The organism is Rhodococcus sp. IEGM 1409, from assembly GCF_030056735.1.
Classification (GTDB): domain Bacteria; phylum Actinomycetota; class Actinomycetes; order Mycobacteriales; family Mycobacteriaceae; genus Rhodococcus_F.
On record NZ_JASHKN010000001.1, the window covers coordinates 1,086,700 to 1,107,888 of the forward strand.

The 21,189-nt window shown below is 62.4% G+C and carries 23 protein-coding genes; 7 read left to right on the forward strand and 16 right to left on the reverse strand.

Annotation, left to right across the window (positions count from 1 at the left end):
- Positions 1-63: 63 nt before the first annotated feature.
- A complete protein-coding gene (locus QM716_RS05390; RefSeq protein ID WP_283302844.1) occupies positions 64-888 on the forward strand; it encodes a mycofactocin-coupled SDR family oxidoreductase in 825 nt (274 codons plus the stop codon).
- A gap of 471 nt (positions 889-1,359) precedes the next feature.
- Entirely contained in the window at positions 1,360-2,115 is a 756-nt protein-coding gene (locus QM716_RS05395) for a hypothetical protein (RefSeq protein WP_283302845.1), read from the forward strand.
- Positions 2,116-2,204: 89 nt separating this feature from the next.
- On the opposite strand, the gene QM716_RS05400 is transcribed toward QM716_RS05395, so the two are convergent.
- The 7 genes from QM716_RS05400 to QM716_RS05430 form a co-directional block, all read right to left on the reverse strand.
- Positions 2,205-2,510: a hypothetical protein gene (locus QM716_RS05400; RefSeq protein ID WP_283302847.1), complete on the reverse strand. Its 306-nt coding sequence runs from the start codon at positions 2,508-2,510 to the stop codon at positions 2,205-2,207.
- 133 nt (positions 2,511-2,643) lie between these two features.
- Positions 2,644-3,294, reverse strand: coding sequence for a PaaI family thioesterase (locus tag QM716_RS05405; protein ID WP_019745318.1), 651 nt, complete (start codon positions 3,292-3,294; stop codon positions 2,644-2,646).
- Positions 3,294-4,163: a MaoC/PaaZ C-terminal domain-containing protein gene (locus tag QM716_RS05410; RefSeq protein WP_283302848.1), complete on the reverse strand. Its 870-nt coding sequence runs from the start codon at positions 4,161-4,163 to the stop codon at positions 3,294-3,296. The genes QM716_RS05405 and QM716_RS05410 overlap by 1 nt, the downstream gene beginning before the upstream one ends.
- Complete coding sequence (locus tag QM716_RS05415) at positions 4,163-5,365, reverse strand: lipid-transfer protein (protein WP_283302849.1); 1,203 nt, start codon at positions 5,363-5,365, stop codon at positions 4,163-4,165. The genes QM716_RS05410 and QM716_RS05415 overlap by 1 nt, the downstream gene beginning before the upstream one ends.
- A gap of 7 nt (positions 5,366-5,372) precedes the next feature.
- The gene (locus tag QM716_RS05420; RefSeq protein ID WP_283302850.1) at positions 5,373-7,553 is read right to left on the reverse strand and encodes an acyl-CoA dehydrogenase family protein; all 2,181 of its coding nucleotides are present in this window, start codon (positions 7,551-7,553) and stop codon (positions 5,373-5,375) included.
- Between the two features lie 34 nt (positions 7,554-7,587).
- Positions 7,588-8,751, reverse strand: a complete 1,164-nt coding sequence (locus QM716_RS05425) for a steroid 3-ketoacyl-CoA thiolase (protein WP_283302852.1) — start codon at positions 8,749-8,751, stop codon at positions 7,588-7,590.
- A 191-nt stretch (positions 8,752-8,942) separates the two neighbouring features.
- A complete protein-coding gene (locus QM716_RS05430; RefSeq protein ID WP_283302853.1) occupies positions 8,943-9,569 on the reverse strand; it encodes a TetR/AcrR family transcriptional regulator in 627 nt (208 codons plus the stop codon).
- A gap of 153 nt (positions 9,570-9,722) precedes the next feature.
- Here QM716_RS05430 and QM716_RS05435 point away from each other — a divergent pair, with 153 nt between their 5' ends.
- Positions 9,723-11,255, forward strand: coding sequence for an FAD-dependent oxidoreductase (locus tag QM716_RS05435; RefSeq protein ID WP_283302855.1), 1,533 nt, complete (start codon positions 9,723-9,725; stop codon positions 11,253-11,255).
- Between the two features lie 95 nt (positions 11,256-11,350).
- Here the strand turns inward: QM716_RS05435 and QM716_RS05440 are convergent, their stop codons facing one another.
- The 8 genes from QM716_RS05440 to hsaA all read right to left on the reverse strand — a co-directional run bounded on the left by QM716_RS05440 (position 11,351) and on the right by hsaA (position 17,290).
- Positions 11,351-11,662, reverse strand: a complete 312-nt coding sequence (locus QM716_RS05440) for a hypothetical protein (RefSeq protein WP_283302857.1) — start codon at positions 11,660-11,662, stop codon at positions 11,351-11,353.
- Positions 11,663-11,707: 45 nt separating this feature from the next.
- Positions 11,708-11,902: a pyridoxamine 5'-phosphate oxidase family protein gene (locus QM716_RS05445; RefSeq protein ID WP_283302858.1), complete on the reverse strand. Its 195-nt coding sequence runs from the start codon at positions 11,900-11,902 to the stop codon at positions 11,708-11,710.
- Positions 11,903-11,932: 30 nt separating this feature from the next.
- Positions 11,933-12,949: a TIGR03617 family F420-dependent LLM class oxidoreductase gene (locus QM716_RS05450; RefSeq protein ID WP_283302859.1), complete on the reverse strand. Its 1,017-nt coding sequence runs from the start codon at positions 12,947-12,949 to the stop codon at positions 11,933-11,935.
- 1 nt (position 12,950) lies between these two features.
- On the reverse strand, positions 12,951-13,832 hold the full coding sequence (locus tag QM716_RS05455; RefSeq protein WP_283302860.1) for an SMP-30/gluconolactonase/LRE family protein: 882 nt from the start codon (positions 13,830-13,832) through the stop codon (positions 12,951-12,953).
- 81 nt (positions 13,833-13,913) lie between these two features.
- Positions 13,914-14,375 (reverse strand): SRPBCC family protein, encoded by a 462-nt coding sequence (locus tag QM716_RS05460; RefSeq protein ID WP_283302861.1) that lies wholly within the window; start codon positions 14,373-14,375, stop codon positions 13,914-13,916.
- Positions 14,368-14,727, reverse strand: a complete 360-nt coding sequence (locus QM716_RS05465) for an ArsR/SmtB family transcription factor (RefSeq protein ID WP_283302862.1) — start codon at positions 14,725-14,727, stop codon at positions 14,368-14,370. Before QM716_RS05465 ends, QM716_RS05460 begins: the two co-directional genes overlap by 8 nt.
- A 65-nt stretch (positions 14,728-14,792) precedes the next feature.
- Positions 14,793-16,085, reverse strand: a complete 1,293-nt coding sequence (locus tag QM716_RS05470; RefSeq protein ID WP_283302864.1) for a type I glutamate--ammonia ligase — start codon at positions 16,083-16,085, stop codon at positions 14,793-14,795.
- Positions 16,086-16,123: 38 nt separating this feature from the next.
- Positions 16,124-17,290, reverse strand: coding sequence for a 3-hydroxy-9,10-secoandrosta-1,3,5(10)-triene-9,17-dione monooxygenase oxygenase subunit (gene hsaA / locus QM716_RS05475; RefSeq protein ID WP_283302865.1), 1,167 nt, complete (start codon positions 17,288-17,290; stop codon positions 16,124-16,126).
- 237 nt (positions 17,291-17,527) lie between these two features.
- Between hsaA and QM716_RS05480 the strand changes: the two genes are divergently transcribed.
- From QM716_RS05480 to QM716_RS05495, 4 genes are read left to right on the forward strand one after another with little or no spacing between them, the layout of a single operon-like run.
- Complete coding sequence (locus tag QM716_RS05480; RefSeq protein WP_283302866.1) at positions 17,528-18,691, forward strand: 3-ketosteroid-9-alpha-monooxygenase, oxygenase component; 1,164 nt, start codon at positions 17,528-17,530, stop codon at positions 18,689-18,691.
- Positions 18,669-18,965, forward strand: coding sequence for a hypothetical protein (locus tag QM716_RS05485; RefSeq protein WP_283302867.1), 297 nt, complete (start codon positions 18,669-18,671; stop codon positions 18,963-18,965). The genes QM716_RS05480 and QM716_RS05485 overlap by 23 nt, the downstream gene beginning before the upstream one ends.
- Positions 18,966-18,995: 30 nt before the next feature.
- Complete coding sequence (locus tag QM716_RS05490) at positions 18,996-19,784, forward strand: SDR family NAD(P)-dependent oxidoreductase (RefSeq protein ID WP_283302868.1); 789 nt, start codon at positions 18,996-18,998, stop codon at positions 19,782-19,784.
- 51 nt (positions 19,785-19,835) lie between these two features.
- Positions 19,836-20,294 (forward strand): nuclear transport factor 2 family protein, encoded by a 459-nt coding sequence (locus QM716_RS05495; protein ID WP_283302869.1) that lies wholly within the window; start codon positions 19,836-19,838, stop codon positions 20,292-20,294.
- A gap of 1 nt (position 20,295) precedes the next feature.
- Here QM716_RS05495 and QM716_RS05500 read toward each other — a convergent pair whose 3' ends face one another.
- Positions 20,296-21,090, reverse strand: coding sequence for an SDR family NAD(P)-dependent oxidoreductase (locus QM716_RS05500; protein WP_283302870.1), 795 nt, complete (start codon positions 21,088-21,090; stop codon positions 20,296-20,298).
- Positions 21,091-21,189 lie beyond the last annotated feature (99 nt).

Sequence of the window (21,189 nt, forward strand, 5' to 3'; positions counted from 1 at the left end):
CGCCGTCCGCTCGAGTCAGTACTCGTGACCGAGTATTCGAGATTTGCGACGGACGGAGCACTCATGCCCGGACAGTTGAAAGGCAAAACCGCACTGATCACCGGAGCCGCCCGAGGTCAGGGCCGAAGCCACGCCGTGCGATTGGCGCAAGAGGGCGCGAACATCATTGCGCTCGACATCTGCCGTCAGATCGAATCGGTGGCCTACCCGATGGGAACCGCCGACGATTTACGGCAGACAACGGCATTGGTCAAGGACATCGGGCGAAATATCGTCGCGCGAGAAGTGGACGTTCGCGATTTGCCCGCACTGCGAACTGCAGTATCCGACGGAATCGCTGCGTTGGGCAGCCTCGACATCGTTCTGGCCAACGCCGGTATCGGCATGATGTCCCCGGACGTCGACGATGCCCACGCGTTCCGCGACCAGATGGAGGTCAACCTTTTCGGCGTCTGGAATACCGTCCAGGCCGCAGCGCCCGCGATGATCGAGCAAGGGACGGGCGGCGCGATAGTCCTGACTGGATCAACACTGGGACTTGTAGGCCGCGGAGGTGATGGGACCGGCGGATCCGATGGCTACTGCGCGAGTAAACACGCCATCGTGGGGCTGGGACGCACGTGGTCACACTGGCTTGCTCCCCACAATATTCGTGTCAACTCCGTGCATCCGGCGGGAGCAAATACGCCGATGGTCGTCAACGACGCTGTCGCGAAACTGTTTGCGGACTCCCCGACGTCGAGCGGAGCCGACGTCGGCAATCTCTTGGACGTCGGGTTGATCGAGGCTTACGACGTCAGCAACGCGATAGCCTGGTTGGTCTCGGATCAGGCTCGATACGTCACAGGTATCGCGTTACCGGTCGACGCGGGATTCACGGCCAAATAGACGCCGGAATCTCGAGCGGAATAATCGGAACCGATCATCGAGGGAGTCGACGCAGCACCAACTACGCCTAGGAATCCGATCCCCGACCCGGGCAATGCAACCCGGGCAATGCAACTCGGTATGCCTCCAGATGGATCCCGATGCGGCGCGAAATGCCACGTCCCAAGGCCGCTCTCGCGCCGAAGTGCAATCAGTGCGACGAGTACGGGATGGCTCCCCGACAATGCCCTCGGCGAAGCCGTGAGGTGCACCTGCCGAACACAGCCCCAGGTGAAATCGGTGGCTTCGACGGAACCAAACGGACCGAGCACGTCCAGCCCTCCTCCACTCAGTGCAACTAAAGGACTAACCCGAAAGGTCTAACTTTTCCGGTAGGCGAGGTTTATCCGAATTTGGCACGACACAAACCGGCCGGTCTGTGTTAATTTTCCCGGAGCTTCACTTTCCCCCCTGTGAGAGGCGTCAATTCGCATGTCCAAGAACACTCGTCGTACCGGAACCATCGCTGCACTCGTCGGCGCGGCCGCGCTGATCGCGCCGGCCTTCGCCAATGCGGCACCGACCGGTTCGCTCGGCTCCGCAGACCCGGGGGCAGGCTTCTCATGCTCCGCGACGTCGACTGAAACCACCGCCAACGGATGGGGCATCCCGTTCACCGACGAGAAGGATCAGGCCGCCTCCTACTCTGCAGAGAACGTCTTCGACAAGGACGGCTCACTCAAGCTCGAAGTCACCGATGTCAAGGATCGCTCCGTGTCCTACCACGCGGCCGGCAGCATCAAGCTCGCCGACGCTGCAGCGAAGGAGATCGGGTTCTCCGAGCGCGCCGTGACCACCAGTGCCGCGTTTCAGTTGCGCTTGACCGGCACCACCAATGCGAATGACAACGGGTTCACCACTCTGGTGTGGGTCCCGAGCCAGAACGGCGCGCCCGTGACCACCGACGCCGTGAAGCACCAGAACATCCAGGACGGACTCTGGTGGAGCACCCGCACCATCGGTGGCGCGGCAAAGGGCGTTCCCACCTCACTCGATGCCATCGTTGCAGCCAACCCCAACGCGAAGGTCGAGCACTACGGCGTAAGCGTCGGAACCGGCTCAGCAGCCTCGAACGTCTTCGTCGACGACGTGAAGTTCAACGGCTGCGCCACCAACTTCGCCAAGAAGGACGCCGACCCCGAAACCGGCACCGGCTCACTCGGCAACATCTTCGGAAGCCTCTCCTGACCTGAGGTTCCAAACGCAAAGGTCAGGCCCACTCTCCGTGTGGAGAGTGGGCCCTGATCTTTTTGAGTGAGCGGCGAGTGACGGACTGGTCAGATATCGCCGCCCTCCCACCACGCGAGGCGAGGTGAGTACTTCGTGGACCCGAAAGAACGATTGGTGCGCGCGCCCCATCCCACTTTCTTGTTGCCGGCAGGCTTCGGGATGATGTTCGACGAGTCCGGCCACGAGATTCTCTGGACCCCGTTGATCAGTACCCGGTAGGTGAAGATTCCTGTCGTCGGGTTCTTCTCGGCCCACAACTCCACGACCTTGCCTACGGCACCGCTCTCCGACGCTGTCCCTCGGTTTACGGTGCTCGCTCCACCGTCCGGCGTGTTGAACAGCGCCAGTGACATCGGTTCGGATGAACGCCGCCTCCGTGCCCCACTCCTCGCGCAGCCACTGCGCGCCCGATGCCCATACCGGCACCGATGACCACTGCTATACGTCCGTCGAGCTTGCCCACTGGGGCCACCTTTATCAGTACCCCTACCTGGGGCGCGGCACCGTCTTGTCGATGAACAATCCCTCTACGGACACGCACAATTCGCCGTCCGCCGTCTTGATCTCGCCGACGGTGTGAATCTTGCGGCCGTCCTTGGAAAGGAACTTGCCGCTGATGGTGAGGGGCTCGAACAACGGAGTCGGGCGGTGGTAGCGAGTGCTCAATTGTGCTGTCATACCGGAAGTTCCACCCCAGGCATTCGCGACACCGAGAACGTGATCGAGCAGTAGCGCCGAAACACCACCGTGCACGTGACCGGGAGGTCCCTGGTACGGCAGAGTTAACGTGACGACTCCCTGCACCGAACCGTCAGCGAGCCCTTCCAGGACAAGCGGCGGCGCAATGGCGTTCTCGGGACCGGTCACCGGATCGTGACGCGTCACGCCCTCACCGTTCCACATGTCGATCAACCGCTCGGCAACCTCAGGCGAGTGCTGCTCGAGGTGCTCGGCAATGCTGTTGAGCTCCTCCGCAACCCGGTCCAAATTGGCGTTTCCGCGGTCAGTCCGCAGCATCGCGTCGACAACGCGCCGAGCCGCGGCCGTCGCCCGGTCAACCGGGGCGTCCTGCGGCGGTGACGTCAGAATTGTCCCGCCCGGATGTGTTGCTGCCGTGGGGTGCGTACCGAGGTCCATCAGTTGATCTCCATTGTTGCGTGTGTGAGAACCGGGGAGTTCTCGCGCTCGGGGCACGTCGCCGCCAAGGTCAGTGTGTTGCCGTCCTGCCATACCGAGGTGGTGATGGATTCGCCGGGGAACAGCGAACCGGCAAACCGCACCGAGTAGTTCTTCACCCGAGTCGGATCTCCGTCGAGAATCCCGTCTACCACTGCCTTGCAGACGATGCCGTACGACGCGAGACCATGCAGGATCGGTGCGTCGAAGCCCGCCATTTTCGCGAAGGCAGGATCGGCATGGAGAGGGTTCATGTCTCCGCTGAGTCGGTACACCAGCGCCTGCGACGGACTGGTGCTCGACGTCAGTACCTTGTCCGGCGCGCGATCAGGCTCCCCGGCAGCAACTTCGGGCCCGACGTCTCCGCCAAATCCGCCTTCGCCGCGCGCCCAAATCTGCATTCCGTTGGTCCACAACGGATTCCCGTCCAGGTCCTCGGCCGCCGTCTCGAGAACGATCACAGCCGCTTTTCCCTTGTCCCAGACGTCAGCGACGCGGGAGGAAATACGCGCGGTACCCGTCGACGGGATCGGGGCGTGAAGTGACAGCGACTGCCCGCCGTGCAGGATCTTGCGCAGGTCGATATCGATTCCCGGCATGCTCATCGACGGCGCCGGCAGTACATCCGCCGAAATTCCCTGGCCTGCAACCATTGCAAACGTCGGAAGTACCTTCAGACCCTTCTCGTACACCCAGGTGAGTTCTGCGGGATCCAGAGCGTTCACGCCTGCTCGGAGCCCCAACTGGTAGAGCATGACGTCGCGATCGGTCCACGACACTTCGCGCACAGTCGGTTCGGCGGCCAACGCCACCGCAAGATCGATAGCCATCAGTTCTCCAAAGTTCCGGCTCGGTAGACCGTGACGACGCATGCGCCACCCAGTCCGAGATTGTGCTGCAGTCCAATTCGAGCGCCCTCGACCTGACGGGCATCTGCCGTCCCGCGGAGCTGCCACGTGAGCTCGGCGCATTGCGCCAACCCGGTGGCACCCAGCGGGTGTCCCTTCGAGATCAAACCACCCGACGGGTTGACGACCCATTGGCCGCCGTACGTGGTCGCGCCGGATTCGACGAGCTTTCCGCCTTCTCCGACCGCGCACATCCCCAGGCCCTCGTAGGTGATGATCTCGTTGATCGCAAAGCAGTCGTGCAGTTCGATGACATCGACATCTTCAATGGTGATCCCGGCCTGCGCAAAGGCCTGCTCGGCCGCGGCGGCCGTCATCGGTGCACCGACCACGTCGATCATCGACTTCTCGGCGAAAGCGGCCTCGGTGTCGGTGGTCAACGCCTGTGCCACGATCTCGATCGCCCGGTCTTCGAGCCCGTGCTCACGCACGAACTTCTCACTCACCACGATGGCAGCACCGGCGCCGTCCGAAGTCGGCGAACACTGTGAGCGCGTCAGCGGCTCGTGAATCATCTTGTCGCCCAAGACCTGTTCGAGGGTGTACTCATCGCGGAACTGTGCATACGGATTGTTGACCGAGTGCTTGTGGTTCTTGACCGCCACGGCTGCAATTTGCTCGACGGTTGTGCCGTACTTCTTCATGTGTTCGACGGCAGCGTTACCGAACAACTGAGCGGTCATAGGCGAGCGGGCGAAGCCGTAGTCCTCGACCATGATCTTCAGCTGAGAGTCCAAGGTGGTGACCTTGGGCATCTCACCGTTTCCGGTCAACGCCGTTTTGGTCATCTTCTCGAATCCGACTGCCAAGGCGCAGTCTGCCTGTCCTGCCTGGACCCATTCGCGCGCCATCATCAGCGCCGTCGACCCGGTGGCGCAGTTGTTGTTGACGTTGAAAATGGGGATGCCGGTCAGACCGGTCTCGTAGAGAGCTCGCTGGCCGGCAGTCGACGCATTGAACACGTATCCGACTGCAGCACGCTGGATCTGGTCGTAGCTGATCCCGGCATCGGTCATGGCACTCGAGACTGCTTCGGTCACCATGTCCGGGTATTCCCAATCGCGGGTCTCGATCTTCTCGAACTTGGTCATGCCCACGCCGATGACGAAGGTGCGATTGCTCATGTGCAGGTCACTTTCCCGGTTCGGGGTCACGAGGTAGACCCAAGATTCGCTCACCGATAATGTTGAGCTGAACGTTGGTTGTACCACCCGCAATGGACATGCACTGCGAGTTCAGGAACATCTGCGTCGCAGACATCCGATGCTGATCGCCCAGAAGGGAACTGGGACCAGCCCACTCCATCGCCACATCCCAGACCTGCTGGATGTGCTCGACGCCGATCAGCTTCGCCACCGAGGACTCAGCCCCCGGTTGCGCGCCGGTAAGCGAGCGCAGCGTGGTGCGCAGACCGAGCAGACCGCCGGATTGAGCGTCGCACAGCACCTTTCCGAGAACCGTCAGCTGCTCGTCGTCGATACCGCCGGGCAGTCCGTCGACCAGGCTCAGCAGAGCCTCGCCGCCCGATCCCAGGGACGAGTCGTTGGACAGCGAGACACGCTCGTTGGCCAGCGTGGTGCGAGCGAGCTTCCAGCCGTCACCCGGCTCGCCGACCAGGCACTCGTCCGGAACGAAGACGTCGTCGAAGAACACCTCGTTGAAGAGTGCCTCGCCGGTGATCTCGCGCAGCGGACGAATGTCGAGACCGCTGTTCTTGATGTCGATGAGAAAGTAGGACAAGCCCTTGTGCTTGGGGGCGTCGGCGTCGGTGCGGGCGAGGCAGATTCCCCAGTGCGCGTCGCGTGCCATCGACGTCCACACTTTCTGGCCCTGCAACTTCCAGCCACCGTCTACCTTGGTGGCCTTCGTGCTCAGAGCCGCGAGGTCGGAACCTGCGCCGGGCTCGGAGAAGAGCTGGCACCAGACGATGTCGCCGCGCAGTGACGGCGGGACGAACTTGGAAAGCTGCTCCTCGTTGCCGTGCGCGATGAGCGTCGGGATGACCCAGTTGCCGATGATCATGTCGTGCGGCTTGATCGTCGCTGCACGTAGTTCTTCGGCGATGACCAGCTGACTGACCGCGTCGGCAGACTTCCCCCACGGAGCCGTGAAGTGCGGTGCGGTGTAGCCCTTTTCCGCGAGGTAGGTCTTCTGCGCGGCACCTACGAGGCTCAAAGCCGGTGCGAGCTCGGCGCGGACGTCGGCGCGGATCACCTCGGCCTCGGGCGGCAATTCGATGCTGAGCACGCGCCGGGTGCCGGCAATGGTCAGCTCGGCAACGCGTCGACGCCAGGATGCCGTGGAACCCAGCAGAATTCGCAAGGACTGCGCACGGCGCAAATAGAGGTGCGCGTCGTGCTCCCAGGTGTAGCCGATACCGCCGAGCACCTGGATGCAGTCGCGCGTGACGGAGAAGCCGGCCTCGAGGGCCGTGGCGCCGGCGACGGCTGCTGCGAGAGAAGCCTCTTCGGCACCGACACCGTTCGCCGGCGTCAGGGCACGTGCAGCATCCCAGGCGCAGACGCGTGCCTGCTCGGCAAGAGCGAGCATCCGAGCAGCCTTGTGCTTGACGCCCTGGAACTGGCCGATCGGACGACCGAACTGCTGACGCACCTTCGCGTAGTCAGCTGAGGTCGTGACTGCCCAGTCCGCCAAGCCGGATGCCTCGGCGGCGAACAGCGTTGCGGCAATGTCGAGTACACGCTGGGTGTCGATGGTAAGGATTTCGGAATCAGTGAGAACAAGTCCGTCGACGGTGACCTCGGAGTTACGACGCACGACGTCGTAGCTGGCCAGGTCTGTCACGTCGAGACGATCACGTTCAAGCAACACGAATCCGCTGTCCGTCGCGAGCATGAACACGTTGCCGACATGACCGCCGAGAATCTGACTGGACGTACCGCTCAGAGTGGCAGTGTCACCGTCACGCGTGATCGTGAGCGAACCCGGCTGCAGCGCAACAGCTCCGAGAGTACTGCCGGCCACGAGCGCCGGCAGCCTGCCTGATACTCCGGCATCACTGAGAACAGCGCTGACCACTACCGTCGGCAGGAACGGTCCGGGAACCATGGAGCGTCCCAGTTCCTCGACGACGATCGCGAGTTCAACCAGTCCGTAGCCGGCGCCACCGAATTCCTCGGCGATGTGCAGTCCGAGAAGGCCCTGCTCGGCAAGCCCGTTCCAGAGTTGCGGGCGGGTTTCGACCTTCGCCTCGACAGCTTCACGGATGCCGGTGGGTGTTGCGTGGCGCGCCGCCCAGCCCCGTACGGAGTCGCGGAGGTCGCGATCTTCTTCACTCAATCCAATGGTCATGTCTACCTCGTCAATTCGACAGTGCGGGTACGGGTCAGATGCGTTCGATGACGGTGGCGGTCGAGAGAGCGCCACCGGCGCACATCGTGACCAGAGCCGTCGACTTGTTCGAGCGCTCGAGTTCATGCAGCGCCGTGGTGATCAGACGAGCGCCGGTCGAACCGACAGGGTGTCCGAGCGCGATTGCACCGCCGTTGACGTTGACTTTGGACAGGTCTGCGCCGTGAACCTGCGCCCAGGAGAGCACGACGGAGGCAAATGCTTCGTTGATTTCGACGAGATCGATGTCGTCCAAGGTCATTCTGGCCTTGTCGAGCACCATCTGGGTGGACTCGATGGGACCGTCGAGGTGGTAGAACGGGTCGGATCCGACCATGCCTGACGCGATAATCCGCGCGCGGGGCTTCAATCCCAGTTCCTGTGCGCGCTCTTCGCTCATCAGCAGTACCGCAGCGGCGCCGTCACTGATCTGCGAGGAGTTGCCGGCGGTGTGGATGTGGCCTTCGATGACCGGCTCGAGCCCGGCCAGCGCTTCGGCTGTCGTCTCGCGCAGGCCGCCGTCGCGCGTGACAGTAGCGATCTCACCGGTGCGCGTACCTTCCTTGTCCACCACCGGAGCCTTGACGGGAACGATCTCGCGGTCGAAACGGCCTTCCGCCCAGGCCTGGGCTGCGCGGCGCTGCGACTCGAGACCGAAGGCGTCGACGTCGGCGCGTGTGATGCCACGCTTCTCGGCAATACGCTGAGCAGAGGTGAACTGGTCACCCATGTCGATGGTCCAGTCGTCCGGGTACGGGTTTCCCGTTCCGGGCGCATTTGCCTGGCCCAGGAACACACGACTCATGGCCTCGACGCCGCAGCCGATACCGGCCGAGATTTGACTCGAGGAAATGAGGCCGGAAATCAAATGCACTGCCTGCTGGGCAGATCCACAGGCGCAGTCGATGGTGGTTGCCGCTGTGCTGTACGGCAGTCCGGCGTGCAGCCACGCCTGACGCGTGACGTTGTTGGACTGTTCGCCCGCCTGGGTGACACAGCCACCGATGATCTGTCCGATGTCTTCCGGTGCGACGCCTGCCCGTTCGAGAACGCCGAGCTGCGCTGCTCCCAGAATCTCGGCGGGGTGCAGCCCCGCCAGGGCGCCGCGACGACGGCCGATCGGTGTCCGCGCGGCCTCGACGATGACTGCATGACCCATGATGTGCGCTCCTTCGTGGAGTTTTCGGTCGGCGAGCTGGCTCACCGTCAACTTTTCTGCAATGTATTCTATTAATGAGATGAGGGCAATGCCCCCACAAACACCGACTCCGACTCGGAGCCACCTTCAATAATAGAATTTATTTCACTTTGTAAGATATGACGAACCCATCCCGAAGGGGTGTGGTCACGTCAGCGTCGTGAGAGATTCACCAGAAGCAGGTCGCACCCTTTGCGAATGTCGTACTCCGCATCGGGGATGGAGATTCGACCATTGAGGCAGGACTGGATGACCCCGAACCACAGCTGCATCAACAGACGCAGACCTGTGTTGTCTTCCTCGGTGGGGTTCTCGATTCCGGCCGCATCGAGGATGATCTGCCGGAATCCACGATCGATCTTGCCCACGTCCGGCACCGTCGCGACATTGGCGGTACTGGACGACTGCAGCATCGCAGTCGAGAGAGCCGGCCGACGCAGTAACCCGCGAGTGGCGCGAACCAACACCTCGTACACCGCGTCCTGCGGATTGTCCGACTGAACCTGGTGCTTGGCAAAGCTGTCGCCGATCTGATCGATCTGCTCGACCATCACTGCGACGAAGAGGTGCGTCTTCGAGGGGAAGTAGCGATAAAGGGTGCCGATGGCCACGCCCGCCCGCTTGGCGACCTCGTGCATCTGAACCCGTGAGAGTTCCTTCTCGGTCGCCAATTCGGCGGCAGCTTCCAGCATCCGCACATGGCGCGCCCGCTGCTCGTCCGAACTGGGCTCGGCAGCGTCCCTGACCTCGGCAATTCTCGGCAACGTCGCCCCCATCATCGATTCTGAGTCTCAGTCGCGAACGACCTCGCCAATTCTCTCATCTCGATCACCCATCTCGGCATATTGCCCGCTCAGTGGGACCTGGCATGGCCTTCTCTCTCCGTGCGGTATTCCGTGGACACCCCACCCTCTTGGAGTAAGGACGCAATGATGCAGGACTGGACCACCGAGTGCGACGTGTTGGTAGTCGGCTCCGGCGGCGGCGCGCTGACCGGCGCATACACCGCGGCAGCTCGAGGATTGACAACGATCGTCCTCGAGAAAACCGATCGCTTCGGCGGAACTTCCGCGTACTCGGGCGCATCCATCTGGCTGCCGGGAACCCAGGTACAGGAACGCGCGGGACTCCCTGACTCGACGGAGAACGCACGCACCTATCTGCGCGCGCTGCTCGGCGACTCCGAGTCCGATCGCCAGGACGCCTACGTCGAGACCGCACCGGCAGTGGTCGCGTTGCTCGAGCAGAACCCGAACATCGAATTCGAGTTCCGCGCGTTTCCCGACTATTACAAGGCCGAAGGCCGGATGGACACGGGACGCTCCATCAACCCGCTCGATCTCGATCCCGCCGACATCGGTGATCTCGCCGGCAAGGTGCGTCCCGAACTCGACCAGGACCGCACCGGTCAAGGCCATGCTCCCGGCCCGATGATCGGTGGGCGCGCACTGATCGGCCGTCTGCTGGCCGCAGTCCAGAGCACCGGAAAAGCAGAACTTCGAACCGAATCCGTTCTCACGTCCCTGATCGTCGAAGACGGACGAGTCGTCGGCGCCGAGGTCGAATCCGGCGGCGAAACCCAGCGAATCAAGGCGAACCGCGGTGTCCTGATGGCAGCGGGCGGCATCGAAGGCAACGCCGAGATGCGCGAGCAGGCCGGCACCCCCGGCAAGGCGATCTGGAGTATGGGTCCCTTCGGCGCCAACACCGGCGACGCGATCTCTGCCGGTATCGCTGTCGGTGGCGCAACCGCATTGCTCGATCAGGCATGGTTCTGCCCCGGCGTCGAGCAGCCCGACGGCAGCGCAGCCTTCATGGTCGGCGTTCGCGGCGGACTTGTCGTCGACAACGCGGGCGAGCGCTACCTCAACGAGTCGCTTCCGTACGACCAATTCGGGCGGGCCATGGACGCTCACGACGACAACGGTTCTGCCGTGCCGTCGTTCATGATCTTCGACTCGCGCGAGGGTGGCGGACTGCCCGCGATCTGCATCCCGAACACGGCGCCCGCCAAGCACCTCGAAGCCGGAACCTGGGTGGGCGCCGACACTCTCGAAGAGCTCGCCGCCGAGACCGGACTACCGGCCGACGCTCTGCGAAGCACCGTCGAAAAGTTCAACGATGCAGCAAAACTGGGCGTCGACGAAGAGTTCCATCGCGGAGAGGACCCGTACGACGCATTCTTCTGCCCGCCCAACGGCGGCGCGAATGCAGCACTGACGGCCATCGAGAACGGTCCGTTCTACGCAGCTCGCATCGTCCTCAGTGACCTCGGCACCAAGGGCGGATTGGTCACCGACGTCAACGGTCGCGTTCTTCGCGCCGACGGCAGCGCTGTCGACGGTCTGTACGCCGCCGGCAACACGAGCGCTTCCTTGAGCGGGCGCTTCTACCCCGGCCCCGGAGTTCCGCTGGGGACTGCAATGGTCTTCTCCTACCGAGCGGCCGAGGACATGGCGAAGTAACGCAGTTCAATCGCACTGTGTGACAGCAGATCGTGGGGCAGCTGATATCGCAATCGGCTGCCTCACTTTCTTTCTCACGGCGTCGCGATGTTGTATCACTCCGGGTCGATACCGGGCAAACCGTCCACACTCTTCGCGTTCTTCTCGGCGCGATAGGCGATGAGCCGCTCCGGGCCCTTCTTCTCCGCTACGCGGTCGAGCACGTCACGGTCGGATTGGTAGTCCATCAGCGGTACTGCGTATCCGCACGAATCCGAGACGCGCGTCAGATCAACCACGACGATGGACCGCAGCCCCGGGTGGTCGGGGAACTTACCGACCAGCTCGTTGAACGGTTCCGACCCTGCCAGTAGAACGCGTGCATTGCCGTGAAGCCGGACAATCTTCGGCGGTCCGCCAAATGCCATGAACATCAGAGTTATTCGCGAATTCTCGCGCACGTGCGCGATAGTTTACACTCCGCTGCCAGTCAGGTCGAGGTACGCCACCTGGGTGGATGTCAGCACCACAAACGATCCGACTCCCCCTTTGGGTGAGCAATTGATCAATCCGTCAGGAGACAACGGTGCGGTGGCAACGACGAACAGCGGTTGAGCCTGCAGCCACGTGGTGAGCTTTTCATCGATGCCTTCGTAGACGCGCCCCATGCCGAAAGTGTAGATCGCGCCGACTGGACGTCACGGGGCAGGCGCTGCGGCGGCTCGAAGCTCCTCACACATCGCAGTGAAATCGACGTCGTCGGCGGGATCCGTCGGCACTGCCAGTGCAATCCCGTCGCAGAGGCTCGCGTACTTCGAACTCAGCACTTCGGGGAGTTCCGCGTAAGTGCATTGCGTGACCAAGATGTCGAGAACATCGTCGGTGAGGACGGCGGGGAGTTGAGCCCAATCGCCCGTTCGCGCCATCGCAGTCAGCTTCTCCCCGACCTCGGACAATCCGATGACCTCAAGCGCGATTCGATATGCCGGTGTGGAGTAGAGAAAGGCAAGTTCGCTGCGCACCGCTTCTCGCTGCGCAACTATCGCAGCACGATCTTTGCCGGTGATCGTCTTCGGAACGGCAATCAGTCGAGGCTTCCTTCCGCCTACCGCCAAGGCAGGAATGATCCTCTCCGCGAGCACCTTCGGATGGGAGCTGGTGGGGTGAGCAACAAAACCGTCGGCGACGGCTCCGGCCAGCGAGCACATTCGAGAGTTCACTCCCCCGGTCCATATCTCGGGGGCGGGGACGCCGACCGGCCCCGGGTTGAAGTAGGGTTGCAGTCGGTTGAAGGTGTAGTGCGTTCCGGCATGGTCGAGTTCACCGCCCTCCTGGAACACTCGGAAGATCTCGCGCACGGCGCTGACATAATCACGCAGTTGCGCAACAGGATCCGTCCACGGCATCGAGTACCGCCCGACGATGTTTCCCCGCACCTGCGTCGCGAGCCCCAGTTGGAATCGTCCGCCCGAGAAGTCCGCCAGATCCCACGCAGCCAAAGCCGTCACCATGGGGCTGCGTGCAAACGCGACAACCATCGACGTCCGGACAGTGAGGGTGGTGCTGTGCTCGACGGCGAGTGCCGCCACCGCAAACGGATCGCGAATGGTCTCGGAGATGTGCACCGTGTCGAATCCGAGGTTCTCGATGCGTCTGACGTACTGAGCTACCTGCCGCAGCGGGGTATCGGCAGGTAGCGAGGTCGCCAATTCCATGTCAGCCCAACGGCTCCAGACGAATCGACAGCAGCTTTCCTTCGGTAGCCACCTTGCGAGCGTGTTCGTTGAAGTCCGGGGCGGCACACGCGAACAGCGTACGACCGTCGGAACCGCCGAGCCCGCAGGCAAAGACACCGCTGTCGAAGGCAATTTCGTCGACTATTTCGCCGTTGGTACCCACAAGGAGAACACGGCTTCCGAGGGCATCGGCCACCCACATCGAATCGTCTCCGTCGATGCAACAACCATCGGCTGCAACAACAATCTGCGCGAGCGTGGTCTCCATCTCGGGGCCACCAGGCACCGGCCCGAACGACGCCCAGTCGCGGCGCTCCCCCAGCGAGCCATCAGCATGGACGGCAAATGCACTGATTCGATTCCCCAGGGTTTCGTCCACGAGCAGATCTCCGGTTGACGTCAGAGCCATTCCGTTGGGGAAGTGGAGATCTCGCGCCACGACGTGCACCGACCCGTCCGGGTCGACTCGGAGTAGATCTGCCGTTTCGACGGGCGCCAGGTTCATCAGATCGAACCCGAAGTTGCCCACGTACGCTCGTCCCTGCGCGTCGACCAGCATGTCGTTGACGTTGGCACTGACGTACCCGGACAAGTCTGCGTGCACCACCAACTCGCCATCGGATTCTCGCCGCAGAATCTTCTGGTCCCGCATGGAGACGACCAGCAATCTGCCGTCCGGAAGCCACCCCAGCCCGGACGGCTGCCCTGGAACCTCCGCCTCGACGCGTATGTCGGTCCCGTCCTCGCGGGCCGAAATCACCTGGTAGGTGTAGAAGTCCGACACCCAGATCCGGTCCTCGTGCCAGCGCGGGCATTCGAAGTAGGTGTATCCCTCGAGAACTACCGCAACTTCTGGTGCCATCAGGCTCTCCTGAGTCGGTGATGAATGGAGTATCAGCCTCATTCAATCACCGGCACCGCTGTCGCGGTGTCCGATTCCCGACTAGTCGCCGGCTCGAACTTCTTCCAACACGTCGAAAGCGGATTCCCATCCGTCGTACACATTCCCGTCACCCTTGAATCCCGGAATTCCGACCAGGTGGAATGTCATTTCGGTTTTGTCACCGCGTTCTGCGAGCGTGACCGTTATCCGTGGCGCGGCGCCTACCGGATCGCCTGGATTTCCCCACGTGAAGACAAGCCTCTTCGGCTCGTCGACCTCGAGATAGGTTCCGCCGGTGGGGTACTCGGCTCCGTTCTCGTCGTTGATCATCAGGTATCGGTACGTTCCGCCAACTCTGGGATCGATCGTGACATGCTCACGGGGGCTGCTGACGCCCTCGGGATGCCACCAGCGTGCTGCCTCGTCGGGATCGGTCCACGCTTGCCACACGAGTTCACGTGGTGCGTCGAAGATTCGGGTGATGGTGAATTCTGCGGTGGTATCGCCGTTCTGGTCACTCATTGTCCTTCTCCTTCTGCAGTCGACGTTGCTTCAGCTCACGTAGACGCTCGTCGAGGAGATCGAAGCGTTCGTTCCAACCCCGCCGATGTTCGTTGACCCAGACACTGGCGTCGTCGAGTCCCTCTGCGCGAAGGGTGCAGGTGCGCCATTGCGCAGTGGCGGTCCGTTCGATGAGACCTGCCTTCTCCAACACCTTCAGATGCTGCGAGATGGCGGGTCGACTCATCTCGAACGGTTCAGCCAACTCGCCGACGGTCATCGAACCATCCGTCAGGCGAGAGAGCATTTCGCGCCTCGTCGGGTCGGCCAGTGCACTGAACACTGCATCGAGCCGGACACTTCGCTCGTCCATGTAAGCAACTCCTTAATTAAGGAATAACTTAAACATAGAACTCAGTGGCTTGGGCGTCAACCCTCTCAGCTCCAGGTGTATCGAAGCCGCTCGACGGTTGTCGCCTCGTCCATCTGGGAGAACGTCTCCCGCTCAGCTCCCTTCACGGACACCATCGCTTCGATGATCGACTCCCCGAAGATTTCCTTCGCCACCGAGGAGAAGTTGAACTTCTGCACTATCTCGCCGAGCTCGGTGGGGACTCGGGTCACCCCGCGCTCATCGCGTTCCGCATCCGTGAGAGTCGACGGGTTCACAACAATTTCCGCAGGCAATGGCGCGGCATTGCCGATACCGATATGCGAAAGGCCAAGTATCGCAGCGGTCGCCAGATACGGGTTGGCCGACGGATCGACGATTTTCACTTCGGCGTTGGCGCCGTGCGGATTCGACGGTGACTCTGCGCAGAACCTCAGTGCCGCTTCGCGGTTCTCGAACCCCCAACAGACGTAGGCCCCCGACCAATTGTCCGGGCGCAGCCTGAGGCCGGAGAGCGGTGAGGACGCAAAGACCGCCGTGAATTCCGTCAGATGAGCGAGGATTCCGCCCAAAGCGGAAGCTCCAGCGTCGGTCATTCCATGCTCCCGACTGCCGCCGGAGAAGACCGAACTACCACTCGCGGTCAACGAAAAGTGCTGGTGTGCACCATTTCCTGCGCCGTCCAGGGTGGGAAACGGCGAGAACGAGGCCGCCAATCCGTGCGCTCTGGCTGTACGGCTGATCAAGATCCGAGCCAGCACCACGAGATCAGCGGCTTGAACAGGAGCGCTCGGAGCGATCGAGATCTCGAATTGATCGGGCCCGTATTCGGCATGGACTTGCTCGATATGTAGTTGTGCGCGTTCGGCATTGTGCAGGAGGTCCTTGAGGAAGTCCTCATGCCGAAGGACCGCACTCAGACCGTAGGCCGACCACTCACCGCCACTCACTTCACCGAAAAGCGTGAACTCGACCTCATGGCCGACACGGGCCTCGAGGCCGTCGGAGGCGAGCCGCGCAACGACGGCGGCAAGCGCGGAACGCGTGCACACGGCAGCCGTCGAACCGTCCTGCTCGTACAAAGTCGCGGGTGCCCAGGACACACCACCGCCGAGATCGCGGAGGTCGGATCGGTCGATACGTAATCGGAGGTCGCCCACGACGGAGAAGGAGTCGGTGAAGGCAATCCGATCGTCGCTGCAGAAGACGTTCCAACTCGGTGACACTCCCGCACCGATTTCCTCGAAGACACCAGTTCGGGCCGCAGGCATCACTTTCGCTCGTGCGACACCTGCCATGTCGACGAGCGAGCCGATGGTCAGAGCCGGAACTTCCCTCATCCAGACGCAGATACCCCGCCCGGCGTCGCGCCAACCCGTCAGATCAGGTTGTCCTCCACCGGCAGCCCGAACGCCGCCCGGCCGTACAGCGCCAACGCGCGCTCCGGTTCGTTGGCAACGTGAACGCTGCCTGCGTGAACGTCGCGCCACGCGCGCTCGATCGGGTTTCCGCGAGAGAGGGAGTTACCGCCTGCTGTCTTGAACAGCATGTCGATCGCTTCCACCGAACGTTCCGTCGCGCGCACCTGGTCACGACGGGCCCGAAGCCTCATCGAGAGCGGAAACTCCTGGCCGGCGACAGCAAGTTCGTACATCTCCCGAATGTTGCGATCCATCTGCAGAATCGCAGCGTCGATCTCCGACGACGCACGTGCGACGGCAACTTGAGCGAACTGATCCTCGCTGAACCGTCCACCACCCAAGCTCAGACGGACGCGCTCACGCATCACGTCGAGGTACCCCTCGTAACAACCGGCAACGATGCCCACACACGGGGCGGCCACCGTCGAGGTGAAGATGCTCCCGAACGGAAGTTTGTACAGCGGACCAGGATTGACTGCTTGGCCGGGTCCACGCAGTTGCGCGGTTTCGTAGTTGCGCTTCAATCGGTGCTCGGGCACGAACGCGTCTTTGACCACGATCTCGTTGCTCGCGGTGCCTCTCATTCCCACAACATCCCAGACGTCGCGGATCTCGTAGTCGGTGCGCGGCACCAACACCGTCATGAAATCGACGGGACGGCCGTCCATGCCGACCACCATCGCTCCCAGCAACGCCCAACTCGCGTGATCACAACCGGAGGAAAAGCCCCACTGGCCCGAAAGCTCGTAGCCGCCGTCCACCGCCGTCAGCCGTCCGACCGGTGCGTAGGCGGACGAGATGAGCGTCGTCTGGTCTTCTCCCCACACGTCGGCCTGTGCTTGGTCGTCGAAAAGCGCCAGATGCCACGGGTGCACCCCCACCACCGAGGCGACCCAGCCCGTCGAGCCACAGGCGGCGGAGATTGCCCGGATCACTTCGTAGAAGTGGACTGGGTCGCTCTCGGCGCCTCCGTATCTCTTCGGCGCCAGCATCGAAAATACGCCGGCTTCGGACAGTTCCCGGATGGTCCGTTCGGAGATCTTGCGCGAATCGTCGACCTTCTGAGCGCGGGCCGCGATCTTCGGAAGCAGATCACGAACTGTGCTCAGAACCTTGTTGACCATGGGAGACACTCCTCGCACCGAACCGTGAGGCAGCGGATCGGCAGATAGACATAACGGCTGCCCCGTCACGATATGTCGGTCGCGCGTTCCGGTGATCGGAAGTCCCGGAGGCCGGGATCAGCCGCCGGATCCTCGCGCTCTCCGCTGGTCCCGGCCAGTGAGACGACGCCCCAGAGGCAATTCACGCTCCCCTAGCGTCGGGCGTCGACACTGACCCTGGAAAGGACGGGACTCATCGTGACGATCAATCAGTCCGACAACGACGAGGTTCGCGAGATCCAAGCTGGAACCGCGCCTACTCGCTTTGCACGTGGATGGCACTGCATTGGACTCACGGAGTCCTTCAAGGACGGCCAGCCGCACTCGATCGAGGCGTTCGGCACCAAACTTGTCGTCTTCGCCGACAGTGAAGGCAACGTCAAGATCCTCGACGCGTACTGCCGTCACATGGGTGGCGACCTGAGCCAGGGCACGATCAAGGGCGACGCCATTGCCTGTCCGTTCCACGACTGGCGTTGGGGCGGCAATGGCAAGTGCCAGAAGATCCCCTACGCACGACGCGTTCCCCCGCTGGCCAAGACGCGTGCTTGGCAGACACTCGACCAGGACGGCATGCTCTTCGTCTGGCACGACCCCGAGGGCAACCCGCCGACCGACGACGTAGCCATCCCCCGCATCGAAGGCGCGCTCAGCGACGAGTGGAGCGACTGGGTCTGGTACACCACCACCGTCGACACGAACTGCCGCGAAATCGTCGACAACATCGTCGACATGGCGCACTTCTTCTACGTCCACTACTCCTTCCCGACGTACTTCAAGAACATCTTCGAAGGCCACGCAGCAACGCAGTACATGCGCGGCGTCGCTCGCTCGGACATGCGTCCCCACGCAGCAGGCACCCCGAAGATGGTCGGCAGCAACTCGGTTGCCACGTACTTCGGCCCCTCCTTCATGGTCGACGACCTGACCTACGAGTACGAGGACTACAACGTCGACTCCGTGCTCATCAACTGCCACTACCCGGTCAGCGCAGACAAGTTCGTGCTCCAGTACGGCATCATCGTCAAGAAGTCGGATCGTTTCCAGGGCGAAGCCGCCGACGCGATGGCCGCGAACTTCGGTACCTTCATCGCCAAGGGCTTCGAGCAGGACGTCGAGATCTGGAAGAACAAGACTCGCATCGAAAACCCGCTCCTGTGCGAAGAAGACGGCCCCGTCTACCAACTCCGTCGCTGGTACGAGCAGTTCTACGTCGACGTCGCGGACATCGCTCCCGAAATGACCGAGCGATTCGAATTCGAACTCGACACCGCACGCCCAGTCGCCGCCTGGCAGAAGGAAGTCGAAGACAACCTCGCTGCGAAGAAGGCCGAAGAAGATGCAGCCTCTTCAGTGCGCTGAGTGCAAGGCGCAAGTCCTGGTCCAGAAGAACAGCTGGGAACACACCACTGTTCAGTGGAGCGACCAGGCCCGCGCCAAGTGCCTCGAAATCGCCGACGACCGTGAATTCGGGCAACGAGAGGGCCGACCCGGCGCTCCCCGCAAGGAGTGCGGCGCCTTGATCGCGTCCATCGTCGATGCTGCCAAGGCCGGGGAGATCGAGATCATCGACGAAGACCCGGTACCCAAGCCGATCGTCGACGACAGTGAACCCGTACCGGCTCCGTTTCACTAGCCAAACCAACATCTTTCGAAGAAGGTAGTAATGATCGATCCTCAGTACTACGGCCCGTGGGCAGTCATCGCCGGCGGTTCCGAAGGTGTCGGCGCAGGGTTTGCCGACGAGCTCAGCAAGCTCGGCATCAATCTGGTGCTCATCGCCCGCAAGCCGGGTCCGCTCGAAGAGACCGCGGCCAAGGCGCGTGCCAACGGCGTCGAAGTACGCACTCTCGCATTGGATCTGCTCGTTCCCGACGCGCTCGATCAGATCAAAGCCGTCACCGACGACGTCGAGGTGGGCCTGCTCATCTTCAACGCCGGCGCCAACAGTTACGGCCACGAGTTCGTCACCGGCGATCTGTCGGGATTTGCCGGAGTCATCGAGCTGAACATCAACAAGCAACTCGAACTCTCGCACCACTTCGGCGGTTTGATGAAGGATCGCGGACGCGGCGGCATCATGCTGCTCGGTTCACTTGCGGGCTTCATGGGTTCCGAGCACCAGAGCATCTACGCGGCGTCCAAGGCATTCGGGCGCATCTTCACCGAAAGCCTGTGGCTCGAACTCCAGCCGTACGGCGTCCACGTGGTCGAGTTCATTCTCGGTGTCACTCGCACACCGGCTATGATTCGCGCGGGACTGAACTTCGACATCCCGGGTATGAACGTCGCAGAGCCCGAAGATGTTGCACGTGAAGGTCTCGAACACCTTGCCGACGGCCCGATCTGGGTTGCTGCAGGAAACTACGAAGGCGCCAAGAAGCGCAGTGGCTTCCCCCGAGACAAGATGGTCAAGGGCGCTGCCGAAGCGATGCGCAAGCTGCTCAACCGCTGACATCTGCTGTGCGCCTTTATTACCCCCCGACGCCCAAGAAAGGCGCACAGCATGAGCATCGACATCACCACTCTCCTCGACGAACGCGAGATCACCCGCGCCATCTTCGAGTTCGCGCGAGCCATGGATGCTCGAGACTGGGATGAACTCCACCGGATCATGACGCCGGACGCTACGGCAGAACTGGGCACCGGAACTCTGCGCGGGCCTGCCGAGGTCGTGGCGTCCATTCGCTCGTTCCTCGACGAGTGCGGACCCACCCAACATCTGATCGGCAACGTTCTGGTCGAGGTGGTCGGCGATCTCGCCACCAGCCGCTCCTACGTCAGCGACATGCATGTGGGCACCGGGAGCAAAGCTCATCTGAACTTCTTCACCCTCGGCGACTACCACGATTCGTGGGCTCGGGTGGACGGCACGTGGCGAATGACGCACCGCACCAAGCATTCACACGCCAGCTTGGGATCCATCGAGGTTCTGGGCGCCGGCCCCAGCGGTTGGCGGAGCTGACTCAGCTCAACATCGCCGAACGGCCGGTCGCGAGCGGACTCTTGCTGGTGAGTCCGCCGTCGACCACCAGGGTCTGCCCCGTCATGTAGCGAGATTCGTCCGAGGCAAGGTAGACCATGGCGTGTGCGATGTCTTCGGGTTCGCCGAGATAAGGCAGGGCGTTTGCCTGCTTCATACCTTCGACGACGTCAGCAGGGATGTTGTCCACGAGTGCGGGTGTCAGGATCGCACCCGGCGCTACGGCGTTGCACCGAACACCGTTCGCTCCGTACTGAACTGCAATGTATTGAGTCAACCGGATGACCGCCGCCTTGGCGGAGCCATAGGCAGACTGCAGGGAATCGCCGATCAATCCACCCACCGAGGCCGTGTTGACGATCGATCCTCCGCCGGCACTGTTCATGTGCGGAATGGCAAGGCGTGAAGCGACGACAGTGCTGCGGACGTTGAGCGACATCACGCGATCCCACTCGTCCAGGTCCATCCGGAGCAGGTCGAGATCCTTGCGTGGATTACTACCGCCCACGTGATTACACAGGACGTTGATGCCACCGAATTCGGCGACCGCCCTTTCGATCATCGCAGCCAGGGAGTCCTCGTTCATGACGTCGACACCGAAACCCAGTGCAGTGCCACCGGTCTCGTGAATCGCGGCCGCCGCTTCCTCTGCTCGCGCCGGATCGAGGTCGGCAACCAGCACCTTGGCGCCTTCCGCCGCCATGAGTTCTGCTGCTGCGCGCCCGATTCCACTGGCGGCGCCGGTGATCACTACGTTCTTGCCTTCGAGCCTGTTCATATCTGTTCCCTCCGCGGAGAATCACCATACCCGGATCTCACGTGCCCGGAATTGACAGCTAGGCGATTACCCGATCACTACCAGTGAACGCAGGTTCGA